Source organism: Acinetobacter sp. BY419, from assembly GCF_019038395.1.
Taxonomy (GTDB): Bacteria; Pseudomonadota; Gammaproteobacteria; order Pseudomonadales; family Moraxellaceae; genus Acinetobacter.
Window position 1 is genome coordinate 1 of sequence record NZ_JAGFXZ010000030.1, and the last position, 16,110, is coordinate 16,110.

10 protein-coding genes are annotated in these 16,110 nt (G+C 48.4%); 3 read left to right on the plus strand and 7 right to left on the minus strand.

Annotation, left to right across the window (positions count from 1 at the left end):
* Positions 1-168: 168 nt before the first annotated feature.
* The 6 genes from KUG37_RS11560 to KUG37_RS11585 all read right to left on the minus strand — a co-directional run bounded on the left by KUG37_RS11560 (position 169) and on the right by KUG37_RS11585 (position 5,900).
* Entirely contained in the window at positions 169-486 is a 318-nt protein-coding gene (locus tag KUG37_RS11560) for a hypothetical protein (RefSeq protein ID WP_216936632.1), read from the minus strand.
* Positions 487-546: 60 nt separating this feature from the next.
* Entirely contained in the window at positions 547-1,626 is a 1,080-nt protein-coding gene (locus KUG37_RS11565; protein ID WP_216936631.1) for a patatin-like phospholipase family protein, read from the minus strand.
* Between the two features lie 156 nt (positions 1,627-1,782).
* Positions 1,783-3,402 carry an AarF/ABC1/UbiB kinase family protein gene (locus KUG37_RS11570; RefSeq protein WP_216936630.1) on the minus strand — a complete coding sequence of 540 codons (1,620 nt, stop codon included), beginning with the start codon at positions 3,400-3,402 and terminating at the stop codon, positions 1,783-1,785.
* 12 nt (positions 3,403-3,414) lie between these two features.
* Entirely contained in the window at positions 3,415-4,092 is a 678-nt protein-coding gene (locus tag KUG37_RS11575) for an SCP2 domain-containing protein (RefSeq protein ID WP_216936629.1), read from the minus strand.
* A gap of 12 nt (positions 4,093-4,104) precedes the next feature.
* Positions 4,105-5,049 carry a bifunctional demethylmenaquinone methyltransferase/2-methoxy-6-polyprenyl-1,4-benzoquinol methylase UbiE gene (gene ubiE, locus KUG37_RS11580; protein WP_216936628.1) on the minus strand — a complete coding sequence of 315 codons (945 nt, stop codon included), beginning with the start codon at positions 5,047-5,049 and terminating at the stop codon, positions 4,105-4,107.
* Positions 5,050-5,195: 146 nt separating this feature from the next.
* A complete protein-coding gene (locus KUG37_RS11585; protein ID WP_216936627.1) occupies positions 5,196-5,900 on the minus strand; it encodes a hypothetical protein in 705 nt (234 codons plus the stop codon).
* Between the two features lie 206 nt (positions 5,901-6,106).
* Between KUG37_RS11585 and KUG37_RS11590 the strand changes: the two genes are divergently transcribed.
* A complete protein-coding gene (locus KUG37_RS11590) occupies positions 6,107-7,525 on the plus strand; it encodes a phosphate--AMP phosphotransferase (protein ID WP_216936626.1) in 1,419 nt (472 codons plus the stop codon).
* Between the two features lie 53 nt (positions 7,526-7,578).
* On the opposite strand, the gene KUG37_RS11595 is transcribed toward KUG37_RS11590, so the two are convergent.
* The gene (locus KUG37_RS11595; protein ID WP_216936625.1) at positions 7,579-8,079 is read right to left on the minus strand and encodes a hypothetical protein; all 501 of its coding nucleotides are present in this window, start codon (positions 8,077-8,079) and stop codon (positions 7,579-7,581) included.
* Positions 8,080-8,255: 176 nt separating this feature from the next.
* Between KUG37_RS11595 and KUG37_RS11600 the strand changes: the two genes are divergently transcribed.
* Positions 8,256-11,960, plus strand: a complete 3,705-nt coding sequence (locus tag KUG37_RS11600; RefSeq protein ID WP_216936624.1) for an exodeoxyribonuclease V subunit gamma — start codon at positions 8,256-8,258, stop codon at positions 11,958-11,960.
* A 4-nt stretch (positions 11,961-11,964) separates the two neighbouring features.
* Positions 11,965-16,086 carry a UvrD-helicase domain-containing protein gene (locus tag KUG37_RS11605; RefSeq protein WP_216936623.1) on the plus strand — a complete coding sequence of 1,374 codons (4,122 nt, stop codon included), beginning with the start codon at positions 11,965-11,967 and terminating at the stop codon, positions 16,084-16,086.
* Positions 16,087-16,110: the final 24 nt, after the last annotated feature.

Sequence of the window (16,110 nt, forward strand, 5' to 3'; positions counted from 1 at the left end):
TCTTGGGTAAGGTGAGTATAGTTCATGATGCAACTTTGACTTTGGTCGGTCGGAAGCAAAATGCTAGCTCATCTTGCTTCTTTCCAATAATTTAATCTCTGTTGCACTTCATTTGAGAATCTAAGAATAAAAAAACCTCCCCATCGGGAGGTTTTTTATATCTGATTTTTATGAATTGATCATTGGCACAATCCAGCTGGTGATAATCAGTAAAATACCCAGATGCCCCATTTTTCGTGTCACATAGACCAGTTTCGATGGCGGCTGTTCCAGTCGTTTGGCATATTCTTCCATGGTAATGCCCTGTTTGGTTTTACTGGTAAATAAAAATACGCCTAGATCGATACAGATCAAAATCGTACCAATATCAGCGACCAGTTCCATCAGGACAAAATCCTGGGTGTACAGAGCCATGCTCACGCTGTAGATCAGATAGGCGGCAAAGGCCAGACACAGGTATTGCAGGACCACTAAAAACTTCTGCATAAATCTCAACAGTTCACAAAATTAAAGCAATTATACAAATAATCGGGCAGTTTCGGCCAATTACAAGGCCTGCATCACCTCATCAAAACTCTGCTTCTCGACCAGCTCCAGGAATTCATCGCCCAGACGCTGACTTTCCGCAATACAGGCGTTCCAGAGTTTGATCCGCTCTGCTTGGTCTAGCCCCTTGAGCGTAAAATCCTTACGGTCAGGTAAACGCCCCAAAGGCAAGTTTTGCAGATATTCCTGCGATGGAGAAAGCAGCAAGGTTCGTGCCTGATTTTCCGGATTTGAGGTACGTTTAAATAACTTGTCAAACCAGCCGGGCGTGATGCTGTCAGTAAAATGCGGATAGAGTACAATTCCTTTGCTCTGGAAGGGCAGGTCAATATGATAGTCAATCAGGCCACCATCGCGGTAATAACCCTGCGGCGCATCTGGAATATTGTTCACCGCTGCCATTACCCCGGGAATAGACGCCGAGGCCATCAGCCAGGACAAGACACTCTGTTCGGTCAGTGCATGATAATGCGTAGTAAATTCATCTTCAGCGATTTGAAACTGTTCACCAATATTCGGCTGGCTAATCACACGCTGCATGAAATGACGGCTGTGTCGACGTGCGACTGCAGTTGTTCCGACAATTCCGGTTACAGAAGCCAGCAAAGGGAGTGCTTTGTCACTCTGGAAAATGTGCTGGGCTTTAATTGAAATCACGGCGAGATGATAATCCAGATGATTGACCAGATCAGTTTCCTTGCCTTGTACCAGTTCCAGTAGCATGCCGCGGCAAACTTCGCTGACCTCTTGACGGGTCATTTTTTTATGGAAATAAAGGTTGGTATACAGCTCACCTAAGCGCTCGGTTCCGTGTTTAGCCCCATGTGCAGCAATACTGGCAAAACGCCAGCTACCGATCGAGGAACCAACGAGAGTACGCCGTTGCGGTGCACGAGGGAAAAACTCGCCAAAAATTGCCTGATCCAGACCCTGAATGCCGATTCCTTTCGGGCCACCCGCAGCACCGGGAACAATATCGACCTGTTCGGGTTGTAAACCTTCTTTCAGAATCAGCTCACGTGCCAGATGCCCGGCACGAATCGTCAGCGCAGGCGCACGTTTTTGTAAAATCTGTACCATGGTTCAAGCCATACCAGCCAAGTGTGTGCTTATTTTAAGCGATGCGTCTTTAGACCCAATGGCAAGATATGTCCTAAGGTGACTTTGCAGTCATTCTCATCTTTCAGATATAAAAAAAGCCTGAACTTGGTCAGGCTTTTTGCGTATTTAAATCACTTATTTTGCGATGCGCCATACGGCAAGCACACTTGCCAGCACAATTAGAATCACTGATATAAACCATGGCGAAATAATGGCAATCGCAAGCAGAATGGCCATGATACTGCCAAACATCCAGCTGCGTTTTTGCTGAAGTTCCATTTGCAGGCGCATGCTTTGCAGTTCATTGAGCTGTTTTGCATGCCAGGCCGACTGGTTTTTCAGGCCATTCAGGCTGTCGATCATCAAGGTCGGTAAATCCTGTGCACCTAAAAGCAGATCGGGAATTTTTTGCCCCAGTTCTTTCAGGTTTTTTTGCGGATTCATTTGGGCCTTGATCCAGTCGGTCAGGATCGGTTTGGCCAGACTCCAGATATCCAGTTCAGGATACAGGTCGGTTCCCAAGCCTTCGACATGGACTAATGTTTTCAGTAGCAGCATCAGTTGCGGTGGAATTTCCAGGTGGAAACGACGCGCAATGTCCATCACTTCAATCAGAATGCCGGCAAAGTCCAGTTCATGCATCGGTTTGGACACCATCGGCCCAACACTGCGGCGCATTTCACGGGCCAGAGCATCCTGATCAGTACCCGGTGGAATCCAGCCGGCCTGATGCACCACCTGAATCAGTTGCATAAAGTCGCTGTTCATGACCGCCAGTAGCATGCGTGCTACCGTCATCTGGTCATGCTTGGACAGCTCGCCCATAATCGCGCAGTCCAGCGCAATAAAGCGCGGATTGGCTGGATTAATGGTTTCTACAAAGACATTTCCTGGATGCATATCGGCATGGAAGAAGTTATCGCGGAACACCTGAGTAAAGAAGATGGTCAGGCCTTTACGTGCCAGATCAGCACGATCCATGCCGAGTCGGTCAAAGGTCGCGATATCTGAAATTGGCACACCGGTAATGCGCTCGGCCACCAGCACATCTTTGCTGTCCATGTAAATTTCCGGCACATACATCATGCTAGAGCCGGTAAAGTGATGGCGCATACGGCGGGTATTGTCCGCTTCCAGTGTCAGATCCAGCTCATTTAAAATGATCTGGCGATAATCCTGGATAATTTCAGACAAATGTAAAGCACGTGCTGCTTCCAGACGTTTTTCCAGAAATTGACCGAGCCATTGCAGAATTTCAAAGTCCTGCAAAATCTGCTGGCGAATATTCGGACGGGTCACCTTAACCACTACTTCACGGCCATCGTGCAGGGCAGCCGTATGCACCTGTGCAATCGAGGCAGCAGCCAGGGGCTGGGTGTCAAAACGGGCAAACAGGGTGTTTACATCAGCTTTCAGCGATTCCTGAATGCGCATGCGTGCCACATCATTGTCAAAGGGTTTGACTTGGTCCTGGAGCAAGACCAGTTGCTGTAACAGTTCAGGTGCGATTAGGTCACGACGGGTCGAGAGCAGTTGTCCCAGTTTGATCGCCAGTGGTCCCATGTCCTCTAAAGCCAGTTTCAGCTTGAGCGGGTTTTTACGTTCCTTGCTGGACCAGGCCGCCGGATGCATGCGAATCAGCGACAGCACATGCCGAGCTTTTTCTGGTAATTCTTCCGCAGGAAACAACGTGTCGAGTCGATAGTGCGCGGCGATGCGCCAAAGTTCGAGTAAACGTGAAACATGCGGAATCATAAAGCGGCGTACCTAGTCTTGAGTGGAGTTGTTTGAGGGGTCGATCTGGGCCTGAAGTTGCTGGATTTTAGCTTCAACCCGATCTAAATTTTGATTCAGGATACGGGTGTCCTGATTCAGGTCGTCCATTTGCCAGCGTGGGGCAAACAGACCGCTGTCTTCTTTTAAAGCATCTTCGGCAAAGAACAACTGGCTTTGCAAGGTGCGTTTCAGCTGTTCAGGGAGTCGCTGTAATTTACCAATCTCATGTGCCAGTATCGGGCCGATCCAGGGGCTTAAGTGTGCTGCCAGATCCAGTTCAGCCTGTTGCATGATGCGCTGGATTTCCTGCAGTAACTTGTAGTCACCTTGCAGTGGAATATTGCCCACTTCATCGGACAGCAGCAGTTTGAGTAATTCCACCACATTGCTGACCTGCAAGGTTGCAGTCGCTTCGGTAACTGTAGGTGAGCCAGCATCAAATGGACGCTGTTCAAAGATTGAAGATGCTTCAGTATGACCGGTCGCTGTCGGTTCCAGACGAAGCTTGCCCTCATCAAAATAAACATCGACCGAGAGCTGCGGTGATGCAATCACCACCCGCAGCATTTTGCCGGACAAGGCATTCAACTGAAGGCGAGTTATCGCATCCAGGTCAATGATATGGTGAATCACGCGTTCAACAGCACCGAGTGCCAGAATTGACCACATAGGGAATCAACCTTAAAGTTTAAAACCGCGGTGAACTGCGACGATTCCACCCGTCAGATTGTGGTAGTCACAGTTCTGGAAGCCGGCATTTTCCATCATGCCTTTTAAGGTGCGCTGATCTGGATGCATACGAATCGATTCAGCCAGGTATTTATAACTTTCTGCATCATTGGCAATGATCTTACCCATGATTGGCAAGGCCGTGAATGAGTACAGATCATAAAGCTTGGAGAAAGGTTCAAATACCGGTTTAGAGAATTCCAAGACCAGCAAACGACCGCCTGGCTTGAGTACACGGTACATCGCAGCAAGTGCAGCGTCTTTATCGGTCACGTTACGCAGTCCGAAAGAAATCGTCAGCAGATCAAAACTGTTATCTGCAAATGGTTCTAATGTTTCAGCATTGGCCAATACAAAATCGACGTTGGTACAGCCCGCATCAATCAGACGGTCACGACCGACATTCAGCATCGATTCGTTAATATCAGACAGCACCACATGACCGGTCGGGCCCACTTCGCGGCTAAAGACTTTGGCTAAGTCACCCGTACCGCCAGCAATATCCAGCACATGCTGGCCACGGCGTACACCTGACATATTGATCGCAAAACGTTTCCACAGACGGTGAATACCGAAAGACATCAGGTCATTCATGATGTCGTATTTGCTGGCCACCGAGTGGAACACTTCAGCGACTTTCTGGGCTTTTTCTTCGCTGTTTACAGTCTTATAGCCGAAGTGCGTGGTTGCGCCGACATTACCGGTACTGGCACCACGTGGCAGATTGTATTTAGGCACAGTACCCGTCACAGGTGTGTCGGTCAGGCGTTGTTCGAGGGATTGTTGCTGACCTTGCGGGGTACCTTGGGGAAGAGGTTCAGTTAAGAATGGACTCACTTTGTCTGTCTGTTGTGCCGACTCGGGGGTAGGGGTAGGCGTTGTATTTTCATTCGACATTGGAGTCACTCCTAACATATCAATCGGGTTAATCTTGCATTGTCTGCATCATGACAGATTCTAAGCGCTTATTCAGCAATCATGATGCAATTGTTATGAATAATATACAGAAAAATTCACGCTTGGCAGAAATACTCATCGGGTATTTACTGAAACGGCAGCGGATCACCGGAATGTACTTTATCAATAATCTGGCGTTCAGTTGCAGTGAACTCGCGGACAAATTTTTCTGCCGACTTGAGTGGCTTCATTGCCAGGAAACCATCCTGCATAAATTCATACATCACCTGAAAGTTGTATTTATTCGCCGCGCCCTTACACATCTTGAAGGCTGCATAGACCACAAATGAACGCATGTATTTGTCCAGACTCATGCCCAGCTGATCCAGCAGGGCCAACTGTTTCAAGCGTGCCTCGCCCTGATCCAGTTTTAAATAGGTGAGGCGCATCATTTCATCAGTGAGCGGTTCATGCGGATGATAATCCTGCAATAGCTGGATCGCGACCTGTTCATCTAGCTGTACTGCCAATATGGCCAGCTCTACACCCAAGGTCCCGGTTTTAATTGCATTTTCTGGAATGACTTTTTCTGCCTTATGTGCATATTTCATCAGCCGGGCAATCTGTTCTGCCAGTGCATCAAATTCCGCTCCACCGTAGAGACGGTTCAGGAAATATTCAGCCATCAGCTGATTCTGTTTTTCAGCAAAATATGCGCGATGGGTTCGCTGCATGCGAACTTTCTGCCAGGCTTGCACATCCTGTAAACGGCTCAGAATGTCAGGCTGGGTGTGATAACTCAGCTGATAATAATGCTCTAACAGATCATCGAGAACGGCAAGTTTGGACATGAGTCTTCAATTATAGTGAGTGGATGCAAGAATCTTAGAGGCTGTCGGGCAATCCTGCTATGACAAATTGAACAGAGATCGGGCATTTGTATGTCAATGTGTTGTTTAAATAACCAATTTAATCGTGTGAAAAACGTTGCCAGAGCTATTTTTGGCCCAAAACTCCTCGCTATACTTGCAACAAGAATAAAAGATAAAGGTTGAAGATGCAGATGGAACAACCACAATTTCAGTTAATGGATGAAGACCAGTTATCGGTCGAGCTGATTGATGCTCAATATGATTTAAGAAAAACGCGTGGCCAGAAAAATGCCAAAAGCCTGCTGGTGCTGGTCAACGGAATTGAGCTGGCCGGCAAGGGCGAAGCGGTCAAACAGTTACGTGAATGGGTCGACCCGCGTTATCTGAGAGTGAAAGCCGATGAGCCACAAGCGGTAAGTCCCAAACAGGTTTTCTGGCAGCCTTATGCGCAATTTATTCCGGCCGAAGGACAGATCGTCGTGCTGTTTGGCAACTGGTACACTGATTTGCTCAACAGCGCGATGCGGGCGTCAAACCCAATCAATGATGCACAGTTTAATGAATACCTGAAAGAGATGCAGGACTTTGAACAGGACCTGAAAAACAACTATGTTGATGTGATCAAGGTCTGGTTCAACCTGTCCTGGAAGGATCTGCAAAAACGTTTAAAGGTCATGGATCCAAGTGAAACCCACTGGCATCAGATGCAGGGTGTGGACTGGCGCAATAGAAAACAGTACGAAACCTTGCAGCGTTTACGTCAGCGCTTTACCGATGACTGGTTTATTATCGACAGCAAAAATGAAAAGCAGCGTGACCAGCAATTTGCCCAGTACCTGCTGAATGCTATGGAAAACTGTCCGGATCATCCGGTCAGAGCCACCGGGAAATGGAAACAGGCCAAAATTCCCGAGCAGTTAAAACATCCTGCGAAGACACGAGCCAAGCCAGAAGATTATAAACCGGAACTGAAAAAGTTAACCGCTAAGGTGGCCAAAGCCATGCGTTCCGATCCGCGTAATGTGGTGATTCTGTTTGAAGGCATGGATGCCGCAGGGAAGGGCGGTGCCATCAAGCGCATTGTGAAAAAACTTGATCCGCGTGAATATGAAATCTACAACATTTCGGCACCAGAAACATATGAACATAGCCATCCCTATTTATGGCGGTTCTGGACCAAACTGCAAATCGATGATGATATCTGTATTTTTGACCGTTCCTGGTACGGGCGGGTACTGGTCGAGCGGGTAGAGGGGCTGATCAGCGCGGCAGAATGGCAGCGTGCCTATGGAGAAATTAACCGTTTTGAGCAGAGCCTGGTCAAGCATCAAACTGTTATCGTAAAAATCTGGCTGGCGATCTCCAAAGATGAACAGGCAGTGCGTTTCAAGGCACGTGAAGAAACGCCTCATAAACGCTTTAAAATTACCGAAGAAGATTGGCGAAACCGGGCGCGTTGGGATGATTATCTGAAAGCGGCAGCAGACGTGTTTGAACGGACCTCAACCGATTATGCGCCCTGGCACATTATTGCGACCGATGATAAAAATACCGCACGGGTTGAAGTATTAAAGGCCATTTTAAAACAGCTTCAGGCAGAATAATCTGCCTGAAGTCGAAGGAAGTAAATAGCTTGAAGTATTCAGCTTAGCTAGGATTAACCTTTAGCTAGCTGTTTTTGCTGGATGTTTTTAGCCGTGCGATAGCAGTCATGTACATGGGCATCGGCAATTTTTTTCATGACAAAATAACCTAGACTTGCGGCGACTAGCTGACCGCCCAGCGGAATGAATTTTGTCACTTGCTTTATGAGCACTTTCGCTGCAACATTGTTCAAAGATTTTTTAACTGCCGTCCGTGCGACCACCAGACCAGAAAATTCTACGCCACGTTTACGCAGCTCTTGCCAGTGGATCTGACGGGTTTTCGGGTCATAGACACTGATCTGATCAGGGGCCAAGCCGAAGCGGGCATTGATCTCGGGAATCAATTGCGACAAGATGCCGACATCAATCACCACGTCCATAAAAGGCACTGGAATAACAGCGGCACCGGCAGAATAGTAGGCGCGTTTTTTGGTGAGCTCCAGACATTCGTCACGGATTTGTTCCAAATCTAGGCTCGAGTCGAGACGTTCAGGAATTTTATCTAATTTCATGGGCACTACCTAAGCTCTATGTTGTTTTTTTCTATTCAAGCATCTTTAAGATGCTTTTTTCAAAGAAATTTTTCGACTGAAGTGTGGTTTTAAAGTGTCATAGAGCGCTCGGGATGTATAGTAAATAATCTTTATCGTTTTGTAGTAAAACCACATTCAACACTTCAGGGGAAGCAATGGCCATACATGTTATTCAGAGTCAACGTATCGATGTGCTTTTGGATAGTATGCTGCATATTGTCAACCAGACTGCTCGGAATCCGTTTGAGGTTTTACAAACCCGGCACTTTATTGTGCCGTCTCCGGCAGTAGAAAGCTGGTTGACCCAGAAAATTGCCGAAAAAAAAGGGATCAGCGCCAATACCCAGTTTCATCACCGGATTCGCGCCTTTCAATGGACCTCTTATCAGTGGGTATTGAATGCTCCCAAAGAGGTTGAACAGGTGCGTGAAGCCAATATTCCGCGCATTATTATGAAATGGCGGGTATTTCAGGCACTGCGCAAATATATTCTGCCAGAACAGATTTCCTTAGATGTGGATCATCCCCTGTATTCTATTGTGAAGCGGATTTATGACAGTGCTGACCGGCTGGAGCAGGGTACAGAGAAACAGCTGAAAAAACAGAGCATGCTGTACTGGGTGGCCGAACAGGTGTCGCGCCTGTTCAGTCATTATATGGATTATCGTGGCTATTGTGCCCGTAACTGTCCTCCAAACCACTGTAGTTGCCCAAGTAACTGGCTGGAGGCTTGGGGACAGGATATTGCACTCGATATCGAGCAGATGATCTATAGCCCCAAAGATGAAAATGGCCATGAGATGCAGGTGGCGGATTTTGTCAAAATTCAGGCGCGTGAGCTGGAAGCCTGGCAACGCTGGTTGTGGCAGCATGTATTTCAGGATGACTATGCCAAAATCCTGGAGATTGAGCGTTTGTACTGGGAGCGGCTGGAAAATGAAGAAACCCGCGCCCAAGCCTTGAAACAACTGCCGGCGCAGATTGTGGTGTTTAGCCTGCTGGAACTGCCACCCAGCCAGCTGGATTTTTTACGCCGTCTGGGCCAGTACATTGATATCTATATTTTTCACTTTAACCCTTCGCAGGAATACTGGGCCGACAGTGTCGATCCGGACTGGAAAGCCAAATTTGATCTGCAACGGGAAGAGCGCTTTATTCAGCGCTTTGAAAAAACCCGTAATCGCAAGCCGAATGATGCTGAAATTAAAGACTTCAGGATCAAGCAGCTCAACTTTAATGCCGAAGACCGCGAATCCCGGCATCCGCTCCTGACCCGATTTGGCAAACAGGCGCGTGATCATTTCTCTTTGCTTTCCAAACTGTCTTCGGGTGAAGAGGGTCTCTGGGCCGATGTCTTTGTCGATGAATATCAGAATAAACTGCTGGATAAAATCCAGTCAGATATCCTGTATCTGCTCGAGCCCGAGCAGCATCAATATGCTTTAAGCCCTGACGATGATTCAGTACAGATTCATGTCTGCCATTCTTCACTGCGCCAGCTGGAAGTCCTCAAAGAACAGCTGATTCACTGGCTGGCTCAAGGCAATGACCAGGCTCGACGTCAGCCAAGTGATATTCTGGTGCTGACCCCGAATTTGAAAGAACTGGAACCGGCAATTCGCAGTGTCTTTGCACCACCACCGCGTGAGCGTGAGACCGGCAGCAAACGCCTGCAGAAAGATAGCCTGTATTTACCGATCCAGATTGCCGGTGTTTCGCGTCTGGATGTCAGCAATGCCTGGCGTGCCGTACTCGGCCGGATCCAGTGGGTACGTCGCCGTTTCAGTATTGAAGATTTTGCCGACTGGCTCAGTCTAAATGCCACCCAGCAACGTTATGGTCTGGACTATGGCAATGTAGAGCGGATGGTGCAGTTGCTGACAGATGCCGGCTTCAAGCGTGGACTGGACCAGCAGCATTTACAGCAAAGTCTGAGTGCAGGCGATGAAGATTACCGTTTCAGCTTTAAATTCGCGCTAGACCGTCTGGCTTTGGGCTTGGCGATTCCTGAACATACGATGTTTGAGAATACTTTGAGTTATGCCAAGGTTTTGACCAGTGATTTCCCGCTGATTTCGACGCTGATCCAGATTTATCAGGATCTGGTGCAGCGCCGTGACTGGCTGACTTTACATGAAACCGGGCAGCGCACGCCGGTGAAGACCTGGCTGGAATATCTGCGGGCCGATCTGAATGAATTTCGTGATGCTGGAGTGGAATCGCTCAAAACCGTTGCCGAGATTATCGACAAGCAAATGCGGATGCTGACGCTGGCCGATTATCATGATCAGGATGATCCGCACGCCAGCCAGGAACTGGTGGCACTCAGTCTGCCTCTGCCTTATGTGCTAGAAGAAATTCAGAATACTTTAGAGATGCAGCTGGATCAGGCAGAACCGACCGGACAGATTACTTTTAGCCAGATTGGCCAGATCCGGCCACTCCCTTATAAACTGGTGGTGATCCTGAATCTGGATAGCGGTAAGTTTCCGAGCCGGAATCAACAGGTACCCTTTGATCTGATGCGCAGCCTGAAGCCGCAACTTGGCGATCGTTCCCGTCTGGATGACGAGCAGGGCGCTTTTCTGGATGCCTTGCTATTGGCGCAGGAAAACTTATGGCTGTTCTATAATGGCTTTGATCTGGATGATGGCGAGGCCCGCGATCCGTCAACTGCCTTGCAGGAGCTGGTTCAGCATATCGCCCTGATCTGCCAGTCCGAACAGCCGGATGCCGAGGTCGATGCAACAGTGGAGATCCATGGTCTTTTGGTCGCCCAGCATATCCAGCAGCTTTATCATGTGCATCCCTTGCAACCTTTTGATCCAGTCGGATTTGCAGATGCGCAAACACCGCGTTATCAGGATCAATGGTTTGCGGTGGCAGAATATATCCGTAGCGCCGAAGGCAAGCGCAGCAGCTGGATCAATGCGCATTATCCGGCACTGGCACAGAAAGAAATCCGGGTACTCAAAGGCGATGAATGGATCCGGGATATGATTTTCCCGGCACGCCTGTTCCTGAAAAGTGTCGGAGTTTCCATAATTCGCTACGCCGATTTGCCGAGTTCACGGGAACCCTTATTATTGAACAAGCTGGAGCAATATCAGGTGCGGGATTTCCTGTTGCAACAAGAGCAGGAAATTGAGCCGAACCTGATGCTGGACCGTTTGCCGGTGGGTAAAACCCAGCAAGCCACCTGGCTGGGGAGCCAGCAGGAACAGCAGGTATTGCAAGAACGTTTGCTGCAACTCGGCAAAGAACTGACGCCAGTCACCCAGCAATCCCTGCAGTTAAGTCCTGAACTGATCATTCATATTAACGTGCCAAAAGTCCCGCACAGCAGTTACTGGCTGAGTATGCAATCCTCCTCGGCATCAGAAAAACGACGTGCCCAGATCTGGCTGGAATATCTGTTGTGGCTGGCTTATTTAAATGATGATGCACGTTCACCAGAACTGGAGCGCATTGTCATTTTCAGTAATAAGACCATGAAGTTTTCTGGCTTGAATTCAAGCAAGGCACGTGATTATTTGCAGCTCTGGTTAAAGGCATGGGAAATGGGGCAACAGCAGCCGCTGGTCTTGCCGGCAGAATTATTGATGAAAAAAGAGTGGCAATGGGTCGAAAATGAACAGGGCAAAATGACTATTATGGAAATGCCGGAATTGCTGAAAGCCTGGAACAACAGCTATGAGAGTGCCAAGCCTTTGGCTTCGGATGAATCCAGCCTGTTGCATCAGGACTGGCAATTTATTTTGCAGGATCAGGATCCGGATCTGGCCCTGCAAAATTGCTGCCATGATTTTGCGCATGGCCTGTATGCGCCGATTCATCAACATCTGCAATGGGTGAAATAGCCGCATGACTTTCTTAAAGCAGCAGATGCAAACAGCTATTTCCACCAATCCGATCCAGGACATGAAGTTCCGTGGCCTGCACTGGATTGAAGCATCGGCAGGCACAGGCAAGACCTATACGCTATCCAGCCTGATGGTGCGGATTTTTCTGGATCAGTATTATCCCCATCAGGTGATTGCGACCACCTTTACCCGCAAGGCTACGGCTGAACTGAAAAACCGGGTACGGCTACGCGTCGAGGAAACGCTGGCTTATATCCAGCGTCATCAGCAGCTCAATTCAGTTGAAATTGCAGTGAAAATCCAGAGCGAAACCGATCCGCTATTTCAGCAGGTACTCAAAGATTATGGTCCACGTCTGGATTATGCCCGTCGCCGTTTGCGTCTGGTACTGAACCAGCTGGATGAACTGTTTGTCGGCACCCTGGACAGCTTTAGCCAGAAACTGTTACGTGAATTTGCCTTTGAAAGTGGCAAGATTGAACGTGCAGAACTGACCGAAGATCAGGACCTGTATATCCAGCAGCTGATTCATGATGTACTGCGTGACTGGATCCAGCAGCAGCCGCAATATATGGTCAATCATCTCTATGTCCAGAATCTGCTGAAACCGGTGGAGCATTATACCGGGCTGGTGCGTGATGCCCTGAATTTCAGCAGGCAGCACTTCCAGAAAGTCCAGCCAGCCGAATGTGACCTGAATAAATTAGAAGCCTGTATTGCCCAGTTGTTGAGTGTTCAGGAGCATGATCTTGCAACCATGCGGCGCTATTGTCAGGACTTTCCGAAGTATTTTCACAAGAGTTTTTTGACCAGGTTAACCGAAGTTTGTGAAAACTTTATGACCTGGAGCGCAGCCCTGAAGACTCAGGGTGCCATGAGCTTTTTTGATGCTGAATTACAAGTTATTTTATTGAATTTGTGCCATTTACGCCGCAAGAAAACCGACTTCCAGCCGACCACTCAAATTTTTAACAAGAGTTGTCCGGATGCAGAACAACAGCTGATTTTGCAACACAGCCTGATTGTGGCGATTGATGTACTTTGTGAGGTCAAGCAATATCTGGATGAGCAGCTGAAACAGCTCGGCACTTATTTGGAATATCACATTATTCAAAGTGTGCAAACCCGTTTGCCACAGACCTTGCAGCAGCAGGGTGAAACCACGTTTTCCCAGCAAATCCGCACACTGGGCGAAGCGCTGCAAGGCCAGCAGGGACAGCGCTTCGCCCAGTTTGTACAGGCACGTTATCCGCTGATTCTGGTCGATGAATTTCAGGATACCAACCAGGACCAGGATGATCTGCTGGCCAAGATCTGGCGTGATGCCAACCGGGTTCAGTCCGGCTGCATGATTATGGTCGGTGATCCGAAACAGGCAATTTATGGTTTCCGTGGCGGCGATATGCTCACCTATAACAAGGCACATGCCGATGTGCTGCATAAGCAGGGCTGCGAATATACCCTGATGCAAAACCATCGTTCGGTCAAGCCGTTAGTTGAGGTCGTGGATGCGCTGTTCCAGCGGCAAATGGATTTTGGCGAACAGGTGCAGTACACCCTGATTCAGGCCGGGAGTCGTCCGCATCCGGATTTAATCGATGCCGGCGCCTGTAACCCGCAGCCCTTACGCTGGATTCAGCTAGGTGAATCGGATGTGGAAGCGGATCAGGTGGCCTGGAAAATCCGTGTGCTGCTGAATCAGTCCACCCAGCAGCAGCTCTACTTTCAGCAACAAGAGCATAAGCAAAACTTGGGTGCAGATGATATCGCCGTGCTGGGATTTGGACATTTTGCCCTGGAGCAGGTCAAGCAGCGCCTGCAGCGTATGGGTATCCCTTGCTATAAAGAGTCCAAACAAAGTGTCTTTGCCAGTCCGGTCGCTCAGGATGTCGCGGCGGTCTTGACTGCGATCATGGATCCTTTCAATGAAGCCAAGGTCAAACGCGCCTTACTGACCCGCTTATTGGGCTTTAATCTGAAAAAGCTGATTGAGCTACAGGAGCAGAGTGAAGGCCTCAGTCGCTATATCGCAGACCTGGATGCCATTCGGGAAATGTGGTTTGAGAAAGGTTTTCTGACTGCATGGAATTATGCACTGAACCTGTTTCAGGTCTGGACCAATCTGGTCGCCAGCCAGAGTCTGGACAATGAACGGGTAGTGGTCAATCTGCGTCATCTGACCGAAATTCTGAGCCAGCAAAGCGAATATTATCAGGGGGCACAAAAACTCTATCACTGGTATTTGCGTCAACTGCAGTCGCCTTCAGGCAAGGACAGTGAAAAAGAACGCAAGCTGTCCGGTGATCATGGTGTTCAACTGATGACCATCCATGCTTCCAAGGGTCTGGAATTTAAAGTGGTGTTTTTATTGGGAGCCGATGCTGCTTTTGATGTGAATAAAGGCAACCTGAATTTTTCCCTGTCTGTGCCTGAGCAGGACAATATTCTGCAACAATCCCGGGTGATTGCGGTCAATCATAAGGATTTGCAGGAGCAGGCAATTCTGCAAAATGCAGCAAGAAATGCAGCCGAAAACCACCGGCTCTGGTATGTGGCGCTGACCCGTGCCAGTCATCGGGTCTATGCCATGTTGCAGGATCAGAGCGCACAGTCCGCTTCGGGTCTGGCTTTCTGGCGTGGTCAGGGAGCTCAACTGTTTGAACATGCTTTAAGTCTGGTCGAGCAGCCACTGTCTCAGGAACCGCCGCGACTGGTCGAGCAATTACAAAATAATAAGCTAGACATGCTGGCGCAACCCTTACCGGAGCGGCAGTTTTATCCGCGGACCAAAACCAGTTTTACTGCCTTGTCACAGCATCAGCAACATGTGCAGGTCTTGCAGGATGATCTGGTGAATGCACAGCAACATCCGGACAGTGCTGCCGATGAAATCCATTTCACTGGTCTGGAAGAACAGGCCGCGGTCATGCCACTGGACTGGATCAAGCTGAATTTCCCCAAAGGCACGGTGGCCGGAACTTTCTTGCACAGCATTTTTGAACATATCGATTTTCATGACAGCAGTTATTGGAATCTGGAAATCCGCCGCCGTTTTAAAAATACTGCACCGCACATCTGGCAGGAACTGAAAGAGAAATTCGAGCAGGCTTTCGATTTGCGTGCTGTACTGGAACAGGCCTTTTCCCCGTATTATCAGACAGCAGTAGTCAATCTGCGTACCCTGTTTCAGGCTGTAGCCCGGATGGAGTTTAAAACAGACGAATTACAGCATAGTATGCAACGCGTACTGTCCAGCCTGAACTATAAGTTACTGACCGGAATTCGCCTGCATGACCAAAGTGAAGCTTATCGCCAGCAATGGCAGCAGCTGTTTCAATCGGCACTGCTGGATCGTTCAGCCTTAGTCACATTTTTAGGCCAGTTTCAGGTGTATTTCGACGGGCTGGAGGATGAATCCTTTATCCAGTTTTTCGAACAGGAAATGAGCCAGATTCCGCGTGCTGTAATAGCTGAACCCCTGAATGTAGATGGCATTTTTCAGACTGCTTTTAATGGACTGCTGGATGAGATCACAGAAGATATTTTGCTGAACCTGATGCATGCCTGGGTACATGACATTCTGGCCACTCCAATTCAGGCAGATTTTGCTTTAGCACAGCTGCAGGCTAAACAGTATCTGTCAGAATTTCCGTTCTATCTGTCCTTGACCGATGCTCCTTTGCAGATTCGACAAATCCATCAGCTTTTTCTCGAAAATGACATTGTCATGAACGATTTTAATGAAGCCAAATCGGCACGTTATCTGACCGGTTCCATCGATCTGGTGTATTTTGATGGCCAGCGTTACCATATTGCCGATTATAAAAGTAACTTTCTCGGGCCGGATCAACAGCACTATAGTGCTGAGGCGATTCAGCAGAATATGAGCCAGTCGAGTTACTGGCTGCAGGCGGCTCTGTATCTGGTGGCACTGCATCGTTATCTGGGTGCCAATATGCGGGAATATTCGATTCAGCAGCATCTCGGTGGTGCGAGCTATTTATATTTACGCGGGATGAATGGACAAGCAGAGCAAGGGTCTTATTATTGGCAACCGAGCATAGAATTTATCGAACAACTGGATCAAATACTGGGCTATTTTGAGCAGAAAAAATCAGCATGATTTTGCGGTTTTATAAAATATATA